Origin of the sequence: Pokkaliibacter sp. MBI-7, from assembly GCF_029846635.1 — a bacterium.
In the GTDB taxonomy this organism is placed as follows: Bacteria; Pseudomonadota; Gammaproteobacteria; order Pseudomonadales; family Balneatricaceae; genus Pokkaliibacter.
Genome location: NZ_JARVTG010000001.1, coordinates 929,531 through 945,020 on the forward strand (window position 1 = coordinate 929,531; position 15,490 = coordinate 945,020).

12 protein-coding genes and 2 tRNA genes are annotated in these 15,490 nt (G+C 56.7%); 6 read left to right on the forward strand and 8 right to left on the reverse strand.

What is annotated here, in order from left to right:
• Window positions 1-64: 64 nt before the first annotated feature.
• The 3 genes from QCD60_RS04125 to QCD60_RS04135 all read left to right on the forward strand — a co-directional run bounded on the left by QCD60_RS04125 (window position 65) and on the right by QCD60_RS04135 (window position 2,975).
• Window positions 65-1,012, forward strand: a complete 948-nt coding sequence (locus tag QCD60_RS04125; protein WP_279782675.1) for an ABC transporter substrate-binding protein — start codon at window positions 65-67, stop codon at window positions 1,010-1,012.
• 92 nt (window positions 1,013-1,104) lie between these two features.
• Window positions 1,105-1,965, forward strand: a complete 861-nt coding sequence (locus QCD60_RS04130) for a fumarylacetoacetate hydrolase family protein (RefSeq protein WP_279782678.1) — start codon at window positions 1,105-1,107, stop codon at window positions 1,963-1,965.
• 2 nt (window positions 1,966-1,967) lie between these two features.
• Complete coding sequence (locus QCD60_RS04135; protein ID WP_279782680.1) at window positions 1,968-2,975, forward strand: aldo/keto reductase; 1,008 nt, start codon at window positions 1,968-1,970, stop codon at window positions 2,973-2,975.
• Between the two features lie 539 nt (window positions 2,976-3,514).
• On the opposite strand, the gene QCD60_RS04140 is transcribed toward QCD60_RS04135, so the two are convergent.
• Both QCD60_RS04140 and QCD60_RS04145 read right to left on the reverse strand, forming a co-directional pair.
• Window positions 3,515-3,591: transfer RNA gene (locus QCD60_RS04140), tRNA-Met, on the reverse strand.
• Between the two features lie 653 nt (window positions 3,592-4,244).
• Window positions 4,245-4,321, reverse strand: a tRNA-Met gene (locus tag QCD60_RS04145).
• 283 nt (window positions 4,322-4,604) lie between these two features.
• Between QCD60_RS04145 and QCD60_RS04150 the strand changes: the two genes are divergently transcribed.
• Both QCD60_RS04150 and QCD60_RS04155 read left to right on the forward strand, forming a co-directional pair.
• Window positions 4,605-6,188 carry an MDR family MFS transporter gene (locus QCD60_RS04150; RefSeq protein WP_279782682.1) on the forward strand — a complete coding sequence of 528 codons (1,584 nt, stop codon included), beginning with the start codon at window positions 4,605-4,607 and terminating at the stop codon, window positions 6,186-6,188.
• Between the two features lie 164 nt (window positions 6,189-6,352).
• On the forward strand, window positions 6,353-7,036 hold the full coding sequence (locus QCD60_RS04155) for a TetR/AcrR family transcriptional regulator (RefSeq protein ID WP_279782684.1): 684 nt from the start codon (window positions 6,353-6,355) through the stop codon (window positions 7,034-7,036).
• A gap of 91 nt (window positions 7,037-7,127) precedes the next feature.
• Here QCD60_RS04155 and QCD60_RS04160 read toward each other — a convergent pair whose 3' ends face one another.
• From QCD60_RS04160 to hydA, 5 genes are all read right to left on the reverse strand, one after another.
• Complete coding sequence (locus QCD60_RS04160; RefSeq protein WP_279782686.1) at window positions 7,128-8,126, reverse strand: ABC transporter substrate-binding protein; 999 nt, start codon at window positions 8,124-8,126, stop codon at window positions 7,128-7,130.
• Between the two features lie 192 nt (window positions 8,127-8,318).
• Window positions 8,319-9,320 (reverse strand): ABC transporter permease, encoded by a 1,002-nt coding sequence (locus tag QCD60_RS04165; RefSeq protein WP_279782688.1) that lies wholly within the window; start codon window positions 9,318-9,320, stop codon window positions 8,319-8,321.
• The gene (locus QCD60_RS04170) at window positions 9,317-10,219 is read right to left on the reverse strand and encodes an ABC transporter permease (protein ID WP_279782690.1); all 903 of its coding nucleotides are present in this window, start codon (window positions 10,217-10,219) and stop codon (window positions 9,317-9,319) included. Before QCD60_RS04170 ends, QCD60_RS04165 begins: the two co-directional genes overlap by 4 nt.
• Before the next feature lie 13 nt (window positions 10,220-10,232).
• Complete coding sequence (locus tag QCD60_RS04175; protein WP_279782693.1) at window positions 10,233-11,060, reverse strand: ABC transporter ATP-binding protein; 828 nt, start codon at window positions 11,058-11,060, stop codon at window positions 10,233-10,235.
• A gap of 207 nt (window positions 11,061-11,267) precedes the next feature.
• Window positions 11,268-12,710: a dihydropyrimidinase gene (gene hydA, locus QCD60_RS04180; protein ID WP_279782695.1), complete on the reverse strand. Its 1,443-nt coding sequence runs from the start codon at window positions 12,708-12,710 to the stop codon at window positions 11,268-11,270.
• Between the two features lie 525 nt (window positions 12,711-13,235).
• Between hydA and QCD60_RS04185 the strand changes: the two genes are divergently transcribed.
• Window positions 13,236-14,099 (forward strand): nitrilase-related carbon-nitrogen hydrolase, encoded by an 864-nt coding sequence (locus tag QCD60_RS04185; protein WP_279782697.1) that lies wholly within the window; start codon window positions 13,236-13,238, stop codon window positions 14,097-14,099.
• A 42-nt stretch (window positions 14,100-14,141) separates the two neighbouring features.
• Here the strand turns inward: QCD60_RS04185 and QCD60_RS04190 are convergent, their stop codons facing one another.
• Complete coding sequence (locus QCD60_RS04190) at window positions 14,142-15,473, reverse strand: IS4 family transposase (RefSeq protein WP_279782699.1); 1,332 nt, start codon at window positions 15,471-15,473, stop codon at window positions 14,142-14,144.
• Window positions 15,474-15,490: the final 17 nt, after the last annotated feature.

The window sequence follows — 15,490 nt, forward strand, 5'->3', positions numbered from 1 at the left end:
CCGCCCATTCGGGCATCACAACAGCGCAACACTCGAAAATAACAACAGCAACGGAGTAATGAACATGTTGTCACGTCGCACCGTACTGGGCACCCTCAGCGCCCTGGCTTTTGCCGCTACTCTGCCAACCGCCTTTGCCGCTGAGCAGATGTATATTCCCATCGTCTCCAAAGGCTTCCAGCACCAGTTCTGGCAGGCGGTAAAAGCCGGTGCTGATCAGGCGGCAAAGGAGTTCAATGTCCGCATCACCTTTGAAGGCCCCGACAGCGAAGCCATGGTCGACAGGCAGATCGACATGCTGTCGGCAGCCCTTGCCAACAAGCCTGCCGCTATAGGCTTTGCCGCCCTCGACAGTCAGGCCGCCATCCCGCTGCTGCGTCAGGCCAAAGACGCCGGTATTCCGATAGTCGCCTTTGACAGCGGTGTCGACAGCGACATCCCGGTGACCACTGCCGCTACCGATAACCTGGCCGCCGCTGCACTGGCTGCCGACAAGATGGCTGAACTGATCGGCAACAAAGGTCAGGTCGCGGTGGTAGCCCATGACCAGACCAGCCGCACCGGCATTGATCGCCGCGACGGCTTCCTCAACCGTATGAAAGAAGCGCATCCCGATATCGAAGTCGTTACCGTGCAGTACGGTCAGGGCGATCAGCTCAAATCCACGGAGGTGGCCAAAGCCATCCTCACCGCCAATCCCGATCTGAAAGGTATCTTCGGCACCAATGAAGGCTCAGCCATTGGGGTTGTGAACGCCGTCAACGAAATGAATGCCAAAAATCTGGTGGTGATCGGTTTTGACTCCGGCAAGGCCCAGACCGATGCCATTCGCAGCGGCATTGAAGCCGGTGCCATTACCCAGAATCCGGTAGGTATCGGCTATGAAACCGTCAAAGCGGCCGTCGAAGCGACACAGGGCAAGCAGCTGCCCAAGGTTATCGATACCGGCTTCTACTATTACGACAAGAGCAATATAGACGATCCGAAGATCGCCGCGGTGCTCTATCAATAAACGGCTGGACGCCAGTTCAGTGTGATCTGAGCTGGCCCCCTCTTCCCCCTTTCCCGTTTACGCTTTAACCGGCGACAGACAAAGGAAGTGAAATGAAACTACTGCGCTATGGCCCCCGTGGTCAGGAAAAGCCCGGCCTGCTGGATGAGCAGGGTCAGGTTCGCGATCTGTCAGCGATCATCCCCGATCTGGCCGGGCAGGCTCTCACTGCCGACCGTCTGGCCCGGCTGCAGCAACTGGATATCAACCAGCTGCCCGTCGTCAGTGGCACACCACAGCAGGATCTGCGCCTTGGCCCCTGCGTGGCACAGACAGGCAAATTTATCTGTATCGGCCTGAACTATGCCGATCACGCGGCAGAGTCAGGAATGCCTGTGCCGCCGGAACCGGTGATATTCGGCAAGTGGACCTCCGCCATCGTCGGCCCGGATGATGATGTTCTGATCCCCAGAGGCTCGGAAAAGACCGACTGGGAGGTTGAGCTGGGGGTCGTGATTGGCGACGGCGGAAGCTACATCGACGAAGCCGATGCCATGAAGCATGTGGCCGGATTCTGCGTGATCAACGATATTTCCGAACGCGAATACCAGCTCGAACGTGCAGGCACCTGGGATAAAGGCAAAGGCTGCGACACCTTCGGCCCGACGGGCCCCTGGCTGGTCACCGCAGATGAAGTAGGCGACTTCAACAACCTCAGCATCTGGCTGGAGGTGGACGGTGAACGCCTGCAAAACGGCAACACCAGCACCATGGTGTTTAAAGTGCCTGAGCTTATCGCCTACTGCAGCCGCTTTATGAGCCTGCAGCCGGGCGACATCATCTCTACCGGAACGCCGCCCGGCGTCGGGCTCGGCTTCAAACCACCGCGCTATCTCAAGGGTGGCGAAGTGATGCGTCTGGGGATCGACGGTCTTGGCGTACAGCAACAGCGCGTTAAACGGCAGGGAGAGTAACGGTGAGCATTATCAGGCAACGCACCTTTGATCGTGGTGAGCTGACAATCAGTGAGCTGGGCTTTGGCGGCGCGGGGCTCGGCAACCTGTTCCGTCCGGTCAGTAATGCGCAGGCACAGTCTGCCATCGACTGTGCCTGGCAGCAGGGTGTGCGCTATTTTGACACGGCCCCCCACTATGGCTCTGGGTTATCCGAGCGGCGTCTGGGTCTGGCGCTGCACGAGCGGCCACGTCAGCAGTGGCTGCTGTCGAGTAAAGTCGGCAGGCTGCTCAGCCCTATTGCCGGCGTTACCCACGCTGACGGCGAATGCTATATGCAGGCCGCGCCCTTTCAGCGCCTTTATGACTACTCCTACGACGGCGTCATGCGTTCCTTTGAAGACTCCCTGCAACGGCTGGGCGTCAGCCAGATCGACATTCTCTATATGCACGATATCGGCCGCCTGACCCACGGTGATGCGCACGCCGCCCACTTTGCCACGGCAATGGACGGCGGCCACAAAGCCATGGTTGAACTGCGCGAACAGGGGCTGGTGAAAGCCATTGGTCTGGGCGTCAATGAATGGGAGGTCTGCGATGAGGCGCTCAATCACGCTGACTTCGACTGCTTTATGGTCGCCAACTGCTTCACCCTGCTGAATAACAGCATTACAGAACACTTCACCGAGCGTTGTCGCAGCAGGCAAATATCACTGGTGGTGGCCGCTCCCTTCAACTCCGGCGTGCTGGCCAAAGGCTCAGCGGGAGCCGGCCACTACTTTTATGGCGACACACCGGATGCCGTGATCCAGCAGGTCATGGCACTGGAGGAAATCTGCAAGGCCTTCAACATCCCCCTGCAGGCCGCCGCCATTCAGTTCCCGCTGCTTTATTCCTGCGTTAAAACTGTCGTCATCGGCATGACGCACGCCGACCGAATCGAACAAAACCTGTCGTGGTATCACCAGCCTGTCCCCGCTGAATTTTGGCAGACGCTGGTGCAGCAGGGGCATATCCGGGCCTTTGATTAAGCCCGGCAGAGAAATGTCCTGCCCGTGCAAATATAAAGGGAAGCTACTCCGGCAGGCTTGATGTCCCCCCCCCCTTGGCGTTCACATATAAGTTCTTTGCAGATACTGGCCGGAGTGACTCCCACTGACCGGCCACCACTTTAAAGGACTTAGCGATGACAACCTCTACCTGCCACGCCGACCCGCTGGTGTGGGGCGCGGGCCCGGCGCTTTCTTATCCCAAACCGAAATACGAAAAGGGCGACCACCTTTCGATAATCGCCCTTCTCTAAATGTGGTTGCGGGGGCCAGATGTGAACTGACGACCTTCGCCCCGGGGTTATAAGCAGCGAGCCCGACGCTGTCTTTCCCAAAACCCAGAATGCGAAAAGGGCGATCACCTTTCGGTAATCGCCCTTCTCTAAATGTGGTTGCGGGGGCCAGATGTGAACTGACGACCTTCTCCCCGGGGTTATAAGCAGTGAGCCCGACGCTGTCTTTCCCAAAACCCAGAATGCGAAAAGGGCGATCACCTTTCGGTGATCGCCCTTCTCTAAATGTGGTTGCGGGGGCCAGATTTGAACTGACGACCTTCGGGTTATGAGCCCGACGAGCTACCAGGCTGCTCCACCCCGCGTCGACAGGGGCGCATATTAGAGATGTGACCGGTACATTGCAAGCAAATTTTTATATTTAAGAGAAATAGCCTCGCCGAATCACTCACAATGGCATGACAACCTCAACATCGCCCTTTCCTGAATGGGGTTGCGGGGGCCAGATGTGAACTGATGACCTTCGCCCCGGGGTTATAAGCAGCGAGCCCGACGCTTTCTTATCCCAAACCCGAAATGCGAAAAGGGCGATCACCTTGCGGTCATCGCCCTTCTCTAAATGTGGTTGCGGGGGCCAGATGTGAACTGACGACCTTCGCCCCGGGGTTATAAGCAGCGAGCCCGACGCTGTCTTTCCCAAAACCCAGAATGCGAAAAGGGCGATCACCTTTCGGTAATCGCCCTTTCCTGAATGTGGTTGCGGGGGCCTGATTTGAACTGATGACCTTCGCCCCGGGGTTATAAGCAGCGAGCCCGACGTTCTCTCTTCCCAAACCCAGAATGCGAAAAGGGCGATCACCTTTCGGTAATCGCCCTTTCCTGAATGGGGTTGCGGGGGCCAGATTTGAACTGATGACCTTCGCCCCGGGGTTATAAGCAGCGAGCCCGACGCTTTCTTATCCCAAACCCAGAATGCGAAAATGGCGATCACCTTTCGGTAATCGCCCTTTCCTGAATGTGGTTGCGGGGGCCAGATTTGAACTGACGACCTTCGGGTTATGAGCCCGACGAGCTACCAGACTGCTCCACCCCGCGTCGACAGGGCGCATATTAGGCAACTCCCTCTTTCATTGCAAGCAATTATTTGAATTTAAATACAATTTTCTCGCTTTTCATGTGTATCTAGCACGTTGAGTGCGACGCCAGCCCTGCTCCCATGCAGGCCTGAAGCAGACTATGCACACCTTCACTCCTTTGTTGCAAAGTGGTGCACGAGACTGTTCTGCAATAGGCGGTTGCTATTTTAAATCATCCGATTAGTTTCTTTCTTCACGATCACATCACCTATTGGCTGTTCTGCTGCCGGAGTCTGGCCCTTATGTACGAATCCCTGATGGATGACCCGCTCGAAGCCCTCAAGGCCAGATATGGTAAGGGTTATCGCCTGCGCGCCATGCTGACGGTAATGCTAGGCACACTGTCGGCGCTACTGGCATCGACCATGATCAATGTAGCCATCCCGCAGATGATGACGACCTTTGATGTGCCACAAACCGAGGCACAATGGCTGGTCACTGGTTTTCTGGCCTGTATGACAGCATCGATGCTGGCCAGTGCCTGGTTTCTGCGTGAGTTTGGTCAGCGCGGTAGTTATGTCATCTGTATTGGCTTGTTTGCTCTTGCTGCCGTGCTGGGCGGGCTCAGCTCCAACTTCTGGCTGCTGGTGCTGTCGCGCTGCCTGCAAGGTGCTATGGCCGGTGTGATTCAGCCGCTCGGCATCATCACCATCTATAAACTGTATCCGCCGGAAAAGCGTGGTACCGGCATGGGCATTTACGGCCTTGGCGTGATTCTGGGGCCGGCACTAGGGCCGGCACTGGGCGGGGGTCTGGTGGATGCCTTCGGCTGGCAGTCAATCTTCTTTGCCTCTCTGCCGATTGCTGCCCTCGCTCTGGTCATGGCGCTGCGCTATATGCCCAAGGCGCCTGCGAATCAGAAACCCATGCCACTGGATATCATCGGCCTGATGATTCTGCTGGCTGCGATTCTCGGTCTGCTCTGGGCCTTCTCCAACGGCAAGACGTGGGGCTGGAGCCACCCGGCTATTCTGCTTGCCTTCACGGTAGCACTCGCTGGCATGCTCTGCTTTATCTGGCGCTGCAAGACGACGGCTCATCCGCTGGTGCATCTGGATGTGTTCAGTGCGCCCGGTGTCTGGAGCTGCACCCTGATTACATTATGTCTGGGCGCCAGCCTGTATGGTTCGACATACCTGATCCCGCTGTTCAGTCAGCAAATACTGCACTTCACTCCGACCGAATCGGGCTTGCTGCTGATGCCTGCCGGGATTGCTTCGGCATTGATGTTTCCGGTGGCCGGGGTACTGGCGGACCGGCTGCCGCCCTATCTCAGTATCATGCTGGGTATGCTGCTGTTTGCTCTGTCGTGCCTGCTGTTCTCCCTGATTGACCAGACCGCCGTATTCCTCTGGCTGGCGACCATCGCCATCATTGGCCGGGTCGGTATCAGTCTGATCTTTCCGGCACTGAACACCGGCACCCTGCGCCTGTTACCGGCGCAAATGCTGGCCAGTGGCGCGGCCCTGTTCAGCTTTATTCGTCAGCTGGGCAGTGCGGTAGGGGTCAACGGTGTATCGATCTGGCTGGACTGGCGGCAGCATCTGCATCACAGCCAGTTGCAGCAAAGCGACACAGAGCAGCTGTGGAACAATGCTCTGAGTCATTACGTCTACCACTGGCTGACCGGCCACGAGCAGCTGCAGATGCTGTGCCAGCAGGACTGCAGCAGCCAGCTGAATCAGTTACTGCCCGATTTGCTGGGCTTCAGTGACAGTTTTCTCAGCATGATGCTGATTGCCCTGCTGATTCTGATCCCGGCGTGGCGCCTGAAAAACCATATTCAGCCGCGCCCCCGTCTGGAAGCGAAGGCCAGTAACCGTTGAGGGTGACCAGGGGGCAGAGTCTGGGGAGTTGAACGGTACAGCGGATGCAGCTATAACGCTGGCGAATAGGCATAACCATGGTGTAATGGTTGTTCGCCGCTGGCTTGGGGTAAGATAACGCCCTGATTCATCAACCCTTCATTCATCAATAAGATTGCAGGCCCATGCCGACATCCAAAGATAGCCATTCAGCCTCTCCCCGCCGTCGCCAGCGCAAACGCGGGATAGAAACGCGGGACAATATCCTGGACGCCGCCGAGGCTACCTTCGCCAATGAGGGGTTGAACGCCTCCATGCGCCGCATCATGGCGGTCGCTGGTGTCAACGTTGCTTCCATCCACTATCACTTCGGTACCCGCGAAGATCTGCTCAATGCCGTGCTGGAGCGCCGTGCTGCCAGTATTACGCAGGCTCGTCTGGTGATGCTGGATGACGCGCTGGCCAAGGATGACGTCAAGATCGAAGACATCATCAAAGCGCTATACCTGCCCTACTTCGACCCCAGCCGGACGTCTGATCCGGGCTGGATGAACTATCTCAAGGTGCGTAACAAGCTGATCGGTGAGCAGCACAGCGGTGTCAGTCAGCAGGTCAAGCAGCACTTCAACAACATGCACCAGCGCTTTATCGATGCCCTGCGGCGGGTCTTTCCCGATATGCCGGAGAAGGAGATCTACTGGCGTTATCACTGCATGATCGCTATCTCAACCCAGTCTTCGGCGACCCCTTATCGCATCATCGAAATCTCCCACGGGCTGTGTAACCCGAAGGATTTTGATGAGCTGATCACCCATGTCATCCCTTTGCTCGTGCATCTGTGGTCAGCGCCCTATCAGCAGGAAAGCTGAGCGGCCCGCATTCAGAAACACCGCTTCAACAAACACCAAGGGCGCCTCACAGGGCGCCCTTGGTGTTTAAACCGCCAGCGAATGAACGCGCTTACTTCTGCGCCATATCGAAGATTTCGTGGGTGTAGGCACCCTCAGGCTTTTTGGTGATGACCGGGGCAGATGAACCGCTCAGCAGTACGCCAACAGTACGGTCAAACGCAGCGGGCTCCATGTAACCCATGGGTTTGTCGCCTTTCAGCAGTTTGCCTACTTCGCTCATCATGCGTACCTGATGCTCTTTGGTCTGGGCACCGGTGTCATCGTACTTCAGGACAATATCCGCCGCTTCTTCAGGATGCTCCTGCGCATAGGTCCAGCCTGCGACGGAAGCCTTGAGGAAACGGGCCATCTTCTGTTTGAAGGCATCGTCTTTCAGCTTGTCTTCCATCACATACAAACCGTCTTCCAGCGTAGCGACACCTTCGTCCTCATATTTGAAGACCTGCAGTTCGTCCGGCTTGATACCGGCATCGATCACCTGCCAGTACTCGTTGTAGGTCATAGTGGAAATACAGTCCGCCTGATTCTGCAGCAGCGGATCAACGTTGAAGCCCTGCTTCAGCACTGTAACGCCCTCTTCACCACCGGTGGTGGGCAGGTTCAGCTTGGCCATCCACGACAGGAAGGGATATTCGTTACCGAAGAACCACACGCCCAGCGTTTTGCCCTTGAAATCTGCAGGGGTCTTGATGCCGGAGCTCTTGAGACAGGTCAGCTCCATCCCGGACTTGTTGTAGATCTGGGCGATGTTGACCAGTGGCAAGCCCTTCTCACGGGCGGCCAGAGCCGGGGGTAACCAGTCGACAATCACATCAGCGCCACCACCGGCAATCACCTGCTCAGGGGCAATGTCAGGGCCACCGGGTTTGATGGTGACGTTCAGTTCGGCATCTTTGTAGTAGCCCTTCTCCAGCGCGACGTAATAGCCGGCGAACTGGGCCTGAGTAACCCACTTCAACTGCAGGGTGACATCGTCTGCTGCCAGCGCCATGCCAGACGCCGAAGCCAGGGTCAGCGCGCCCATCAGGGTAGTGAGGGTTTTCTTCATCGTTATCTCCTTACTCAACCGCTAATCTGTTTATTCACGCTAAGTGAGGATATTCGCCATAGGCAGCGAACATTCCCTGTAACCACACTGCAACCGCTTCGGTTCACACCTCCACGGCAGACACGATCAACACACAACGATGGACAGGCCTTCTCTGCGGAAGGCTTTCTACATAGTTTCGCGAACCCCGTGCTAGCGCTTTCCTGCCCGCACGGAGGGATGCCAGAACGTCACCCGGCGCTCCAGCAGGGTCAGTAAACCATAGCTGATGGAACCTGCCAGCGCCGCCACCAGAATCGTGGCCCATACCATGCTCAGATTCATCCGCCCCACTTCTGTCGATATACGAAAGCCCATACCGACAATCGGTGTACCGAAGAACTCGGCCACGATGGCACCGATCAGCGCCAGCGTTGAGTTGAGTTTGAGCGCATTAAAGATAAAGGGCATGGCGTAGGGCAAACGGGTGGTCAGCAAACTCTGCACATGGCTGGCAGCATAGGTGCGCATCAGCTCCTGCTCCAGTTTGCCTGCCGATGCCAGCCCGCTCAGGGTATTCACCAGCATCGGGAAGAAGGTCATGATGACCACTACCGCAGCCTTTGACTGCCAGTCAAAGCCAAACCACATCACCATGATCGGTGCGATACCGACGATGGGAATCGACGACATGATGTTGCCAAAGGGCAGCAGACCTTTCTGCATGAAAGGGCTGCGATCTATCAGCAGGGCCACGATAAAGCCACTGCCACAACCCATGATGTAACCCGCCAGCACGGACTTGAGATAGGTCTGACGAAAATCCTGCCAGAGCATATCCAGACTACCTGCAAACGCACTGCCAATTTCCGTCGGCGAAGGCAGCAGTACCGGCGGAACGGCAAAGCCATCCACCAGCATCTGCCAGAGCAGCAGCAGAAATAGCGCAAACAGTGCCGGCACGCTCCAGGCCAGTAGCGTATTGCCGCGTTTTTGCTGCGTTTTATCCGCCCACTGCGTCAGCTGCGCCAGCAACAGCCAGACGCCATAGCTGCCGAACAGCAGGCCGGTGATACCAGGCACGGACTGGCGCAAAGCACCTTTATCACTGCCCAGCACCGAAACGACCACCACCACAAACGTCGCCAGCGCCGCGACCATCACCCACCACTGCGCCGGGCGGGAGGTACTCTGTCTGCTCTCGGTATGGCTCATGCTGCTGCTCCCAGTTCAGTGCGTGCGCCCATGCGCTTGAGTATCCACTTCTCGCCCATGCCCACCAGCACAACCAGCAGGGCACCGAGTAATGCAGCCATCACCAGTGCGGCCCAGATCTGCACCATCTGCCCATAGTAGGAGCCGCTCAGCAGCCTGGCGCCCAGCCCGCCCTGCGCCCCGGTGGGCAGTTCACCAACAATAGCGCCAACCAGCGATGCAGCAATGGCTACCTTGAGGCCGGCAAACAGGAAAGGCAGCGACGCTGGCCAGCGCAGTTTCCACAGTACCTGCCGGGTGGTGGCGCTGTAGGTGTGCAGCAATTCCATGTGCAGACGGTCCGCCGAGCGCAGCCCTTTGACCATGCTGATGGTGACAGGGAAGAACGACAGGTACATGGAGATCAGCGATTTGGGGATCAGCCCGGTAAAATTCAGCGCTCCCAGCACCACAATGATCATCGGCGCGATGGCCAGAATCGGTATGGTCTGGGAGGTGATGATCCACGGCATCAGGCTCGACTCCAGCGTACGGTTATGGACGATACCAATAGCCAGCAGGATGCCCAGTGCCGCCCCCAGCACGAAGCCCAGCAGCGTGGACGACAGCGTGATACCGGTATGGAAGACCAGTGAGCGTTTGGAGTTGATGGCTTCGTGGAAGACGCTCTGGTTCAGCTCTACCACCACCTGATCCGGCGTTGGTAATACGGGTCTGCGCATGGTCAGCGCCTCAGCGACCACCTTACTGGCATCCCAGTCCTGATGACGGCGTTCATACTGGCTGACCAGCTGCTGGCCATTGAGAAAGATGGCGCCGAGGTACCAGATCACAATGAAGCCGAGGCTGACCAGAGCCACAGCGAAGACGCGGTTATCGCGCCAGCTTGCAGTTTTCATTTTGCTGCCCCGCTCAGTCGATATGGTGGTCGGTAGCCAGACACTCACGCACTTCCTGCGCCAGCTCCATAAAGGCCGGGGTATCCCGGATATCCAGCGGCCGCTCGCGTGGCAGGTTGCTTTGAATAATGCGGGTGATGCGTCCGGGGCGCGGTGACATCACCACAATATGAGTAGAGAGAAACACCGCCTCGGCAATGGAGTGGGTCACAAATACCACTGTTTTGCCTGTCTGCTCCCAGATTTTCAGCAGCTCGAGGTTGAGGTGATCACGGGTGATTTCATCCAGTGCGCCGAACGGTTCATCCATCAGCAGCAGCTCTGGCTCAAAGCACAGCGCACGGGCGATGGAAGCACGCTGTTGCATCCCCCCCGACAGTTGCCAGGGGAACTTTTTGCGAAACTTATCGAGACCGACCAGATTCAGGTATTTGTCCGCCTGCACCTCCTGCTTGTCCTTGCCGTAGCCGAATATCTCCATCGGCAGGGCGCAGTTGGCTTCGATGGTTCGCCAGGGATAGAGCGCCGGCGCCTGAAACACATAACCGTACAGACGATTAAGCCGTGCCTCATGGGGAGTGGTGCCCTCCACACTGATTTTGCCGCTGGTTTGCTGCTCAAGGTCAGCAATCACCCGCAGCAGCGTGGTTTTACCGCAGCCGGAAGGGCCGATAAAAGAGACGAAGTCGCCTTTGCGAATACTCAGATCGATATGGGAAAGCGCATGCACCGGGCCATCATTGGTATCGAATGTGAGTGACAAATCTTTGATATCAATGAGTTTACGGCTACGTTCGCCGTCAGGTTTAAGGCTCACCACGTTATCCACTGCCTGCTGCATAGTCTCTCATCTCATCGGGAACCTGATCACACGGAGTTCGCCGTCAGGTTTCTATTTCTAATCGTTCAACATCACGGTCTTCGGTATCGGAGCGATGTGGCCGGTAGCGCCTGTCAGGCGTGTACTATGAACGCAGTCACCGGCACAGACGCTGTACCGGTGAATCGGCTTTCCCACATCACCCGTTTTGTAGCAGCTGAGGCGACCTCAGTCGCGCTCAACCGGCACGGGTACATGGGTACGGTTATAGCGCTCGACGGCTTCATAGATATTAGGAAAGGCAGGACGTTTGATATAACGACCGGCGCCACGCTCGACCTTCAGCTCGCCATTGGCAAATACCACTTTGCCCTGACTGATGGTGTAGGCCGGTTTACCCTGTACGGTGCGCCCCTCGAAGATATTGAAGTCAATGTTCTGGTGGTGGGTCTTGGCCGACAGGGTATGGCTGGCAGCCGGGTCCCACAGCACGATATCGGCATCGGCGCCGACGCTGACGGAGCCTTTCTGTGGATAGACGTTAAAAATTTTGGCGGCGTTGGTGGAGGTTACCGCAACGAATTCGTTCATGGTCAGACGGCCGCTGTTCACGCCGGAGTCCCACAGCACCATCATGCGGTCTTCAACGCCGGCAGTGCCATTGGGTATACGGCTGAAGTCATTGCGGCCCATAGCTTTCTGATCGGCACAGAAGCAGCAGTGATCGGTCGCGGTGGTTTGCAGCGTGCCGCCCTGCAAGGCTTTCCACAGCACTTCCTGATGCCCTTTGGGGCGGAAAGGGGGGCTCATGACGTGAGCGGCAGCAAACTCCCAGTCCTTGTTACGATAGACCGAGTCATCCAGCTCCAGATGTCCGGCCAGCACTTCACCGTAAACACGCTGGCCTTCATGGCGGGCGCGGGCAATTTCATCCACCGCCTCCTTGCAGGATACGTGCACCAGATACAGCGGCACGCCCAGTGACTGAGCGATGCGAATGGCCCGGTTGGCCGCTTCGCCTTCCACTTCTGACGGACGTGACAGCGGGTGAGCTTCCGGCCCGGTCAGGCCCATGGCAATCAACTTACGCTGCAGGTGATAGACCAGCTCGCCGTTCTCGGCGTGTACCGTCGGCATCGCTCCCAGTTCCAGACAGCGGCTGAAGGAGTTCACCAGCGTTTCGTCTTCCGCCATGATGGCATTTTTGTAGGCCATGAAGTGTTTGAAGCTGTTAACCCCCTCTTCCTTCACCAGCCGTTCCATGTCGGTGCCGACGCTATCGTCCCACCAGGTAACCGCAACGTGGAAAGAGTAATCCGCGACCGACTTGGCCGCCCACTCGCGCCAGGTCTGATAGGCCTCCATCAGCGGCTGCTGGGGGTTGGGGATAACAAAGTCGATGATCATGGTGGTGCCACCGGCCAGGCCCGCAGCCGTGCCGGTGTAGAAATCTTCAGTGGCTACCGTGCCCATAAAGGGCAGCTGCATATGGGTGTGAGGGTCGATACCGCCGGGCATGACATACAGCCCACCGGCATCCACCACTTCAGCGCCGGCTGGAACAGGCAGATCGGGCCCTACCTGAACGATCTTGCCGTCCACACAGAGGACGTCTGCTTTCAGAGTCTGGTCCGCGTTTACAACCGTACCGCCTTTAATCATCAAAGCCATTTTTGTTGTTCCTTATCACTCAGTCAGACAGTGCCCTGAGAACAGGCTCCAGGAGCAGGGTCACACTTTGCCGTACCGCAGCCACATGACAGCACATGTCTTTATGGCGCCAGATTACGAATGGGTGAACACGCTGTAAGTATGCAAGAGATTGACCAATTGGACAGAAGATTTAGCCACTTTTTATAAACCAATGAATTGAAAGGATTTATTCCTAAATGGCGATAGCAATACCCTTCCCTGTCGAATTGCCATGCACTGTCTTGAACAGCGCAGTTACCAAAACGGTGCAGAAAAACAGCAAATAAGAGCAAATTGCATTTACCGGAGCAGCTGCTGGCCGACGCAAAAATTCTCATCAAAATTTTATTTATCAATGACTTACTTCAGCCAATAAAAATAAAACACAATCTCCTGTCCATTTGGTCAGATCATTGCAATACTTAGCTCCGTCATTCTTTAGCTGTTTTAAACCAATGGTCGATACCGACCATGCTGACTTCAACAGATGAGGAGTTGTTCGCTATGTCTACCATTAAAGTGGGATTGATCCAGACGGCTCTGCACGGGGATACCAATGAAAGCCCGCAAGCCATTAAAAAGAAAATGCTGGACGCCCATATCCCCTTTATCGAAGAAGCCGCGGCTAAAGGGGTACAGGTATTAAGCTTTCAGGAAGTATTCAATCAGCCCTATTTCTGCCCCAGTCAGGACAAGAAATGGTACGGTGCCGCAGAGGCCATACCTGATGGCGAAACAACCCGCTTAATGCAGGAATATGCGCGTAAATACAATATGGTGATTGTGGTTCCCATTTATGAGGAACATATGCCCGGCGTCTATTACAACACCGCTGCGGTTATCGATGCGGATGGCAGCTATCTGGGTAAATACCGTAAAACTCATATTCCACAGGTGGCCGGATTCTGGGAAAAGTTCTTTTTCAAACCCGGCAATAGCGGCTGGCCTGTATTTAAAACGGCTTATTGCAATATCGGCGTGTATATCTGCTATGACCGCCACTTCCCCGAGGGCTGGCGCGGACTGGCACTGGCCGGAGCCGACCTGATCGTTAACCCCTCCGCTACCGTGGCCGGACTCAGCCAGTATCTGTGGGAGCTGGAGCAGCCGGCCTCCGCCGCCGCCAATGGCGTCTATATCGCCGCCATTAACCGTGTTGGCCGCGAGCAGCCCTGGGATATCGGTGAATTTTATGGCTCCAGCTATCTGGTCAATCCACGTGGCAAAATTGTTGCGCAGGCCTCGGCAGACAAGGAGGAGCTGGTCGTGGGGGAGATGGATTTACAGCTGATTCGTGAAGTGCGCGATACCTGGCAGTTCTTCCGAGACCGCCGCCCGGAAACCTACGGCCCGCTGACTGATATTTGATGGACTGCAGTTACAAAAAGAGCCCATTTCGGGTAATGCCAGTCAGTTAAGCTGACTGGCATTTTTATTTCTGGTCGGATACTTGGACGGCTTGGGCTTGACCACCCACGGGTAACTGCGCTCCTCACGTCGATGAGGCAGGACGTAGTGCATGGCCGAAGCCTGTAGTTCAGCCAGGTAGCGAGGGATGTTGCCTGGATGATTCAAAGAGACCCCGTTCAAGAAGCCCAGGATCGCCCAGGTGCAGGCGGTGAAACTCATTTCGCAGGGGGAGATGCCAGGGCAGTGGCGACTCATTTCCAGCATTTGATAACGCAGCAGATTGTACCCCAGCAGTACGCCCCACAGCTCTTGTTCAATCATCTCCGGCGTTTTACTGCGCAGTGTGTAGTGACCCGCGAGCATGCCTTGCTTCATTTCTCGATAGCCCAATTCGATTTCCCAACGCTGGCTGTACAGATCCACGATGTCATCTGGCGGAAAGCGCAGAGGATCGATCATCGAAGTCAGTACTTGCCGGACTTTGCCCTTGATGGTCTTGCTTAATAACCTGGCCTGTAGCGTGTCGGGCAGCTCGGGCCATTGCTTACGCGCCTGCGGCGAGGTCTTCAGCGAGACGATGGCATCCTGGCGCCCCAGCTTGTATAGCACCTCATATTGAGCATCCTTGCGCAGCGGCAGTAGCCAATGGCGCTGAGTGCCTGTTTGTTGCCAGCGATGAAGAAGCCCCAGCGAATAGAAGCCACGGTCGAACAAGGTCAGTGAGTGGTCGGGTGTACTGTCGATCAGTTGTTCGGCCAGTTTCATCTCGTTGCTGTGGTAACCGGCAAAAGCGCTACTCACCAGCATGTGGCTGGTCAGTTCCATCTGGCAGACCATGCGCACTTGGGGATAGCCGGTATCGCCATGCTGATTACTGGCGCTGCCATAGTGCTTGCGGTTGTCGTCCGTATCCGCTGTGCGCCAGACCACGCCATCGACACTGAGCAGGCGCAAACCCGCCCAGGTGGGGTGATTGGCGCTGGCATGCCAGCGTTGTTGCGTCAGGGAAAAGACTTCTCGCACCGCCGCACTGCCCAGGCGCTGCCGACCTTGCACGATGGCACTGGGTGCCACCAGTGGCCTCTGCCCAGGCAGCATGATGTCCATACGACTCGCAGCATCCCAGGCCGACATCCGGCGAAACAACGCCATGGCGATCACGCACCAGATCATGGACTCAAGAGGGAGGCGTCGCTTACGTATGGTCGCCACTCCCGCCGTTTCCAGTGCGGTGCTGACCAGGTCTGGATCAAGCAGCGCCCCCAGTTCATCAAGGGCGTGAGTAGTAGAAGCGGCTTCGTGAGTCAGTGCCAAGGCGCGGGACAGTCGCATAAAAAATCCGATGCTCA

Excerpts from the sequence above, each read along its gene's own strand:
- QCD60_RS04125 (WP_279782675.1), top strand. The coding sequence starts at position 65 with ATGTTGTCACGTCGCACCGTACTGGGCACCCTCAGCGCCCTGGCTTTT.
- QCD60_RS04130 (WP_279782678.1), top strand. The coding sequence starts at position 1,105 with ATGAAACTACTGCGCTATGGCCCCCGTGGTCAGGAAAAGCCCGGCCTG.
- QCD60_RS04150 (WP_279782682.1), top strand. The coding sequence starts at position 4,605 with ATGTACGAATCCCTGATGGATGACCCGCTCGAAGCCCTCAAGGCCAGA.
- QCD60_RS04155 (WP_279782684.1), top strand. The coding sequence starts at position 6,353 with ATGCCGACATCCAAAGATAGCCATTCAGCCTCTCCCCGCCGTCGCCAG.
- QCD60_RS04160 (WP_279782686.1), bottom strand. The coding sequence starts at position 8,126 with ATGAAGAAAACCCTCACTACCCTGATGGGCGCGCTGACCCTGGCTTCG.
- QCD60_RS04165 (WP_279782688.1), bottom strand. The coding sequence starts at position 9,320 with ATGAGCCATACCGAGAGCAGACAGAGTACCTCCCGCCCGGCGCAGTGG.
- QCD60_RS04170 (WP_279782690.1), bottom strand. The coding sequence starts at position 10,219 with ATGAAAACTGCAAGCTGGCGCGATAACCGCGTCTTCGCTGTGGCTCTG.
- QCD60_RS04175 (WP_279782693.1), bottom strand. The coding sequence starts at position 11,060 with ATGCAGCAGGCAGTGGATAACGTGGTGAGCCTTAAACCTGACGGCGAA.
- hydA (WP_279782695.1), bottom strand. The coding sequence starts at position 12,710 with ATGGCTTTGATGATTAAAGGCGGTACGGTTGTAAACGCGGACCAGACT.
- QCD60_RS04185 (WP_279782697.1), top strand. The coding sequence starts at position 13,236 with ATGTCTACCATTAAAGTGGGATTGATCCAGACGGCTCTGCACGGGGAT.
- QCD60_RS04190 (WP_279782699.1), bottom strand. The coding sequence starts at position 15,473 with ATGCGACTGTCCCGCGCCTTGGCACTGACTCACGAAGCCGCTTCTACT.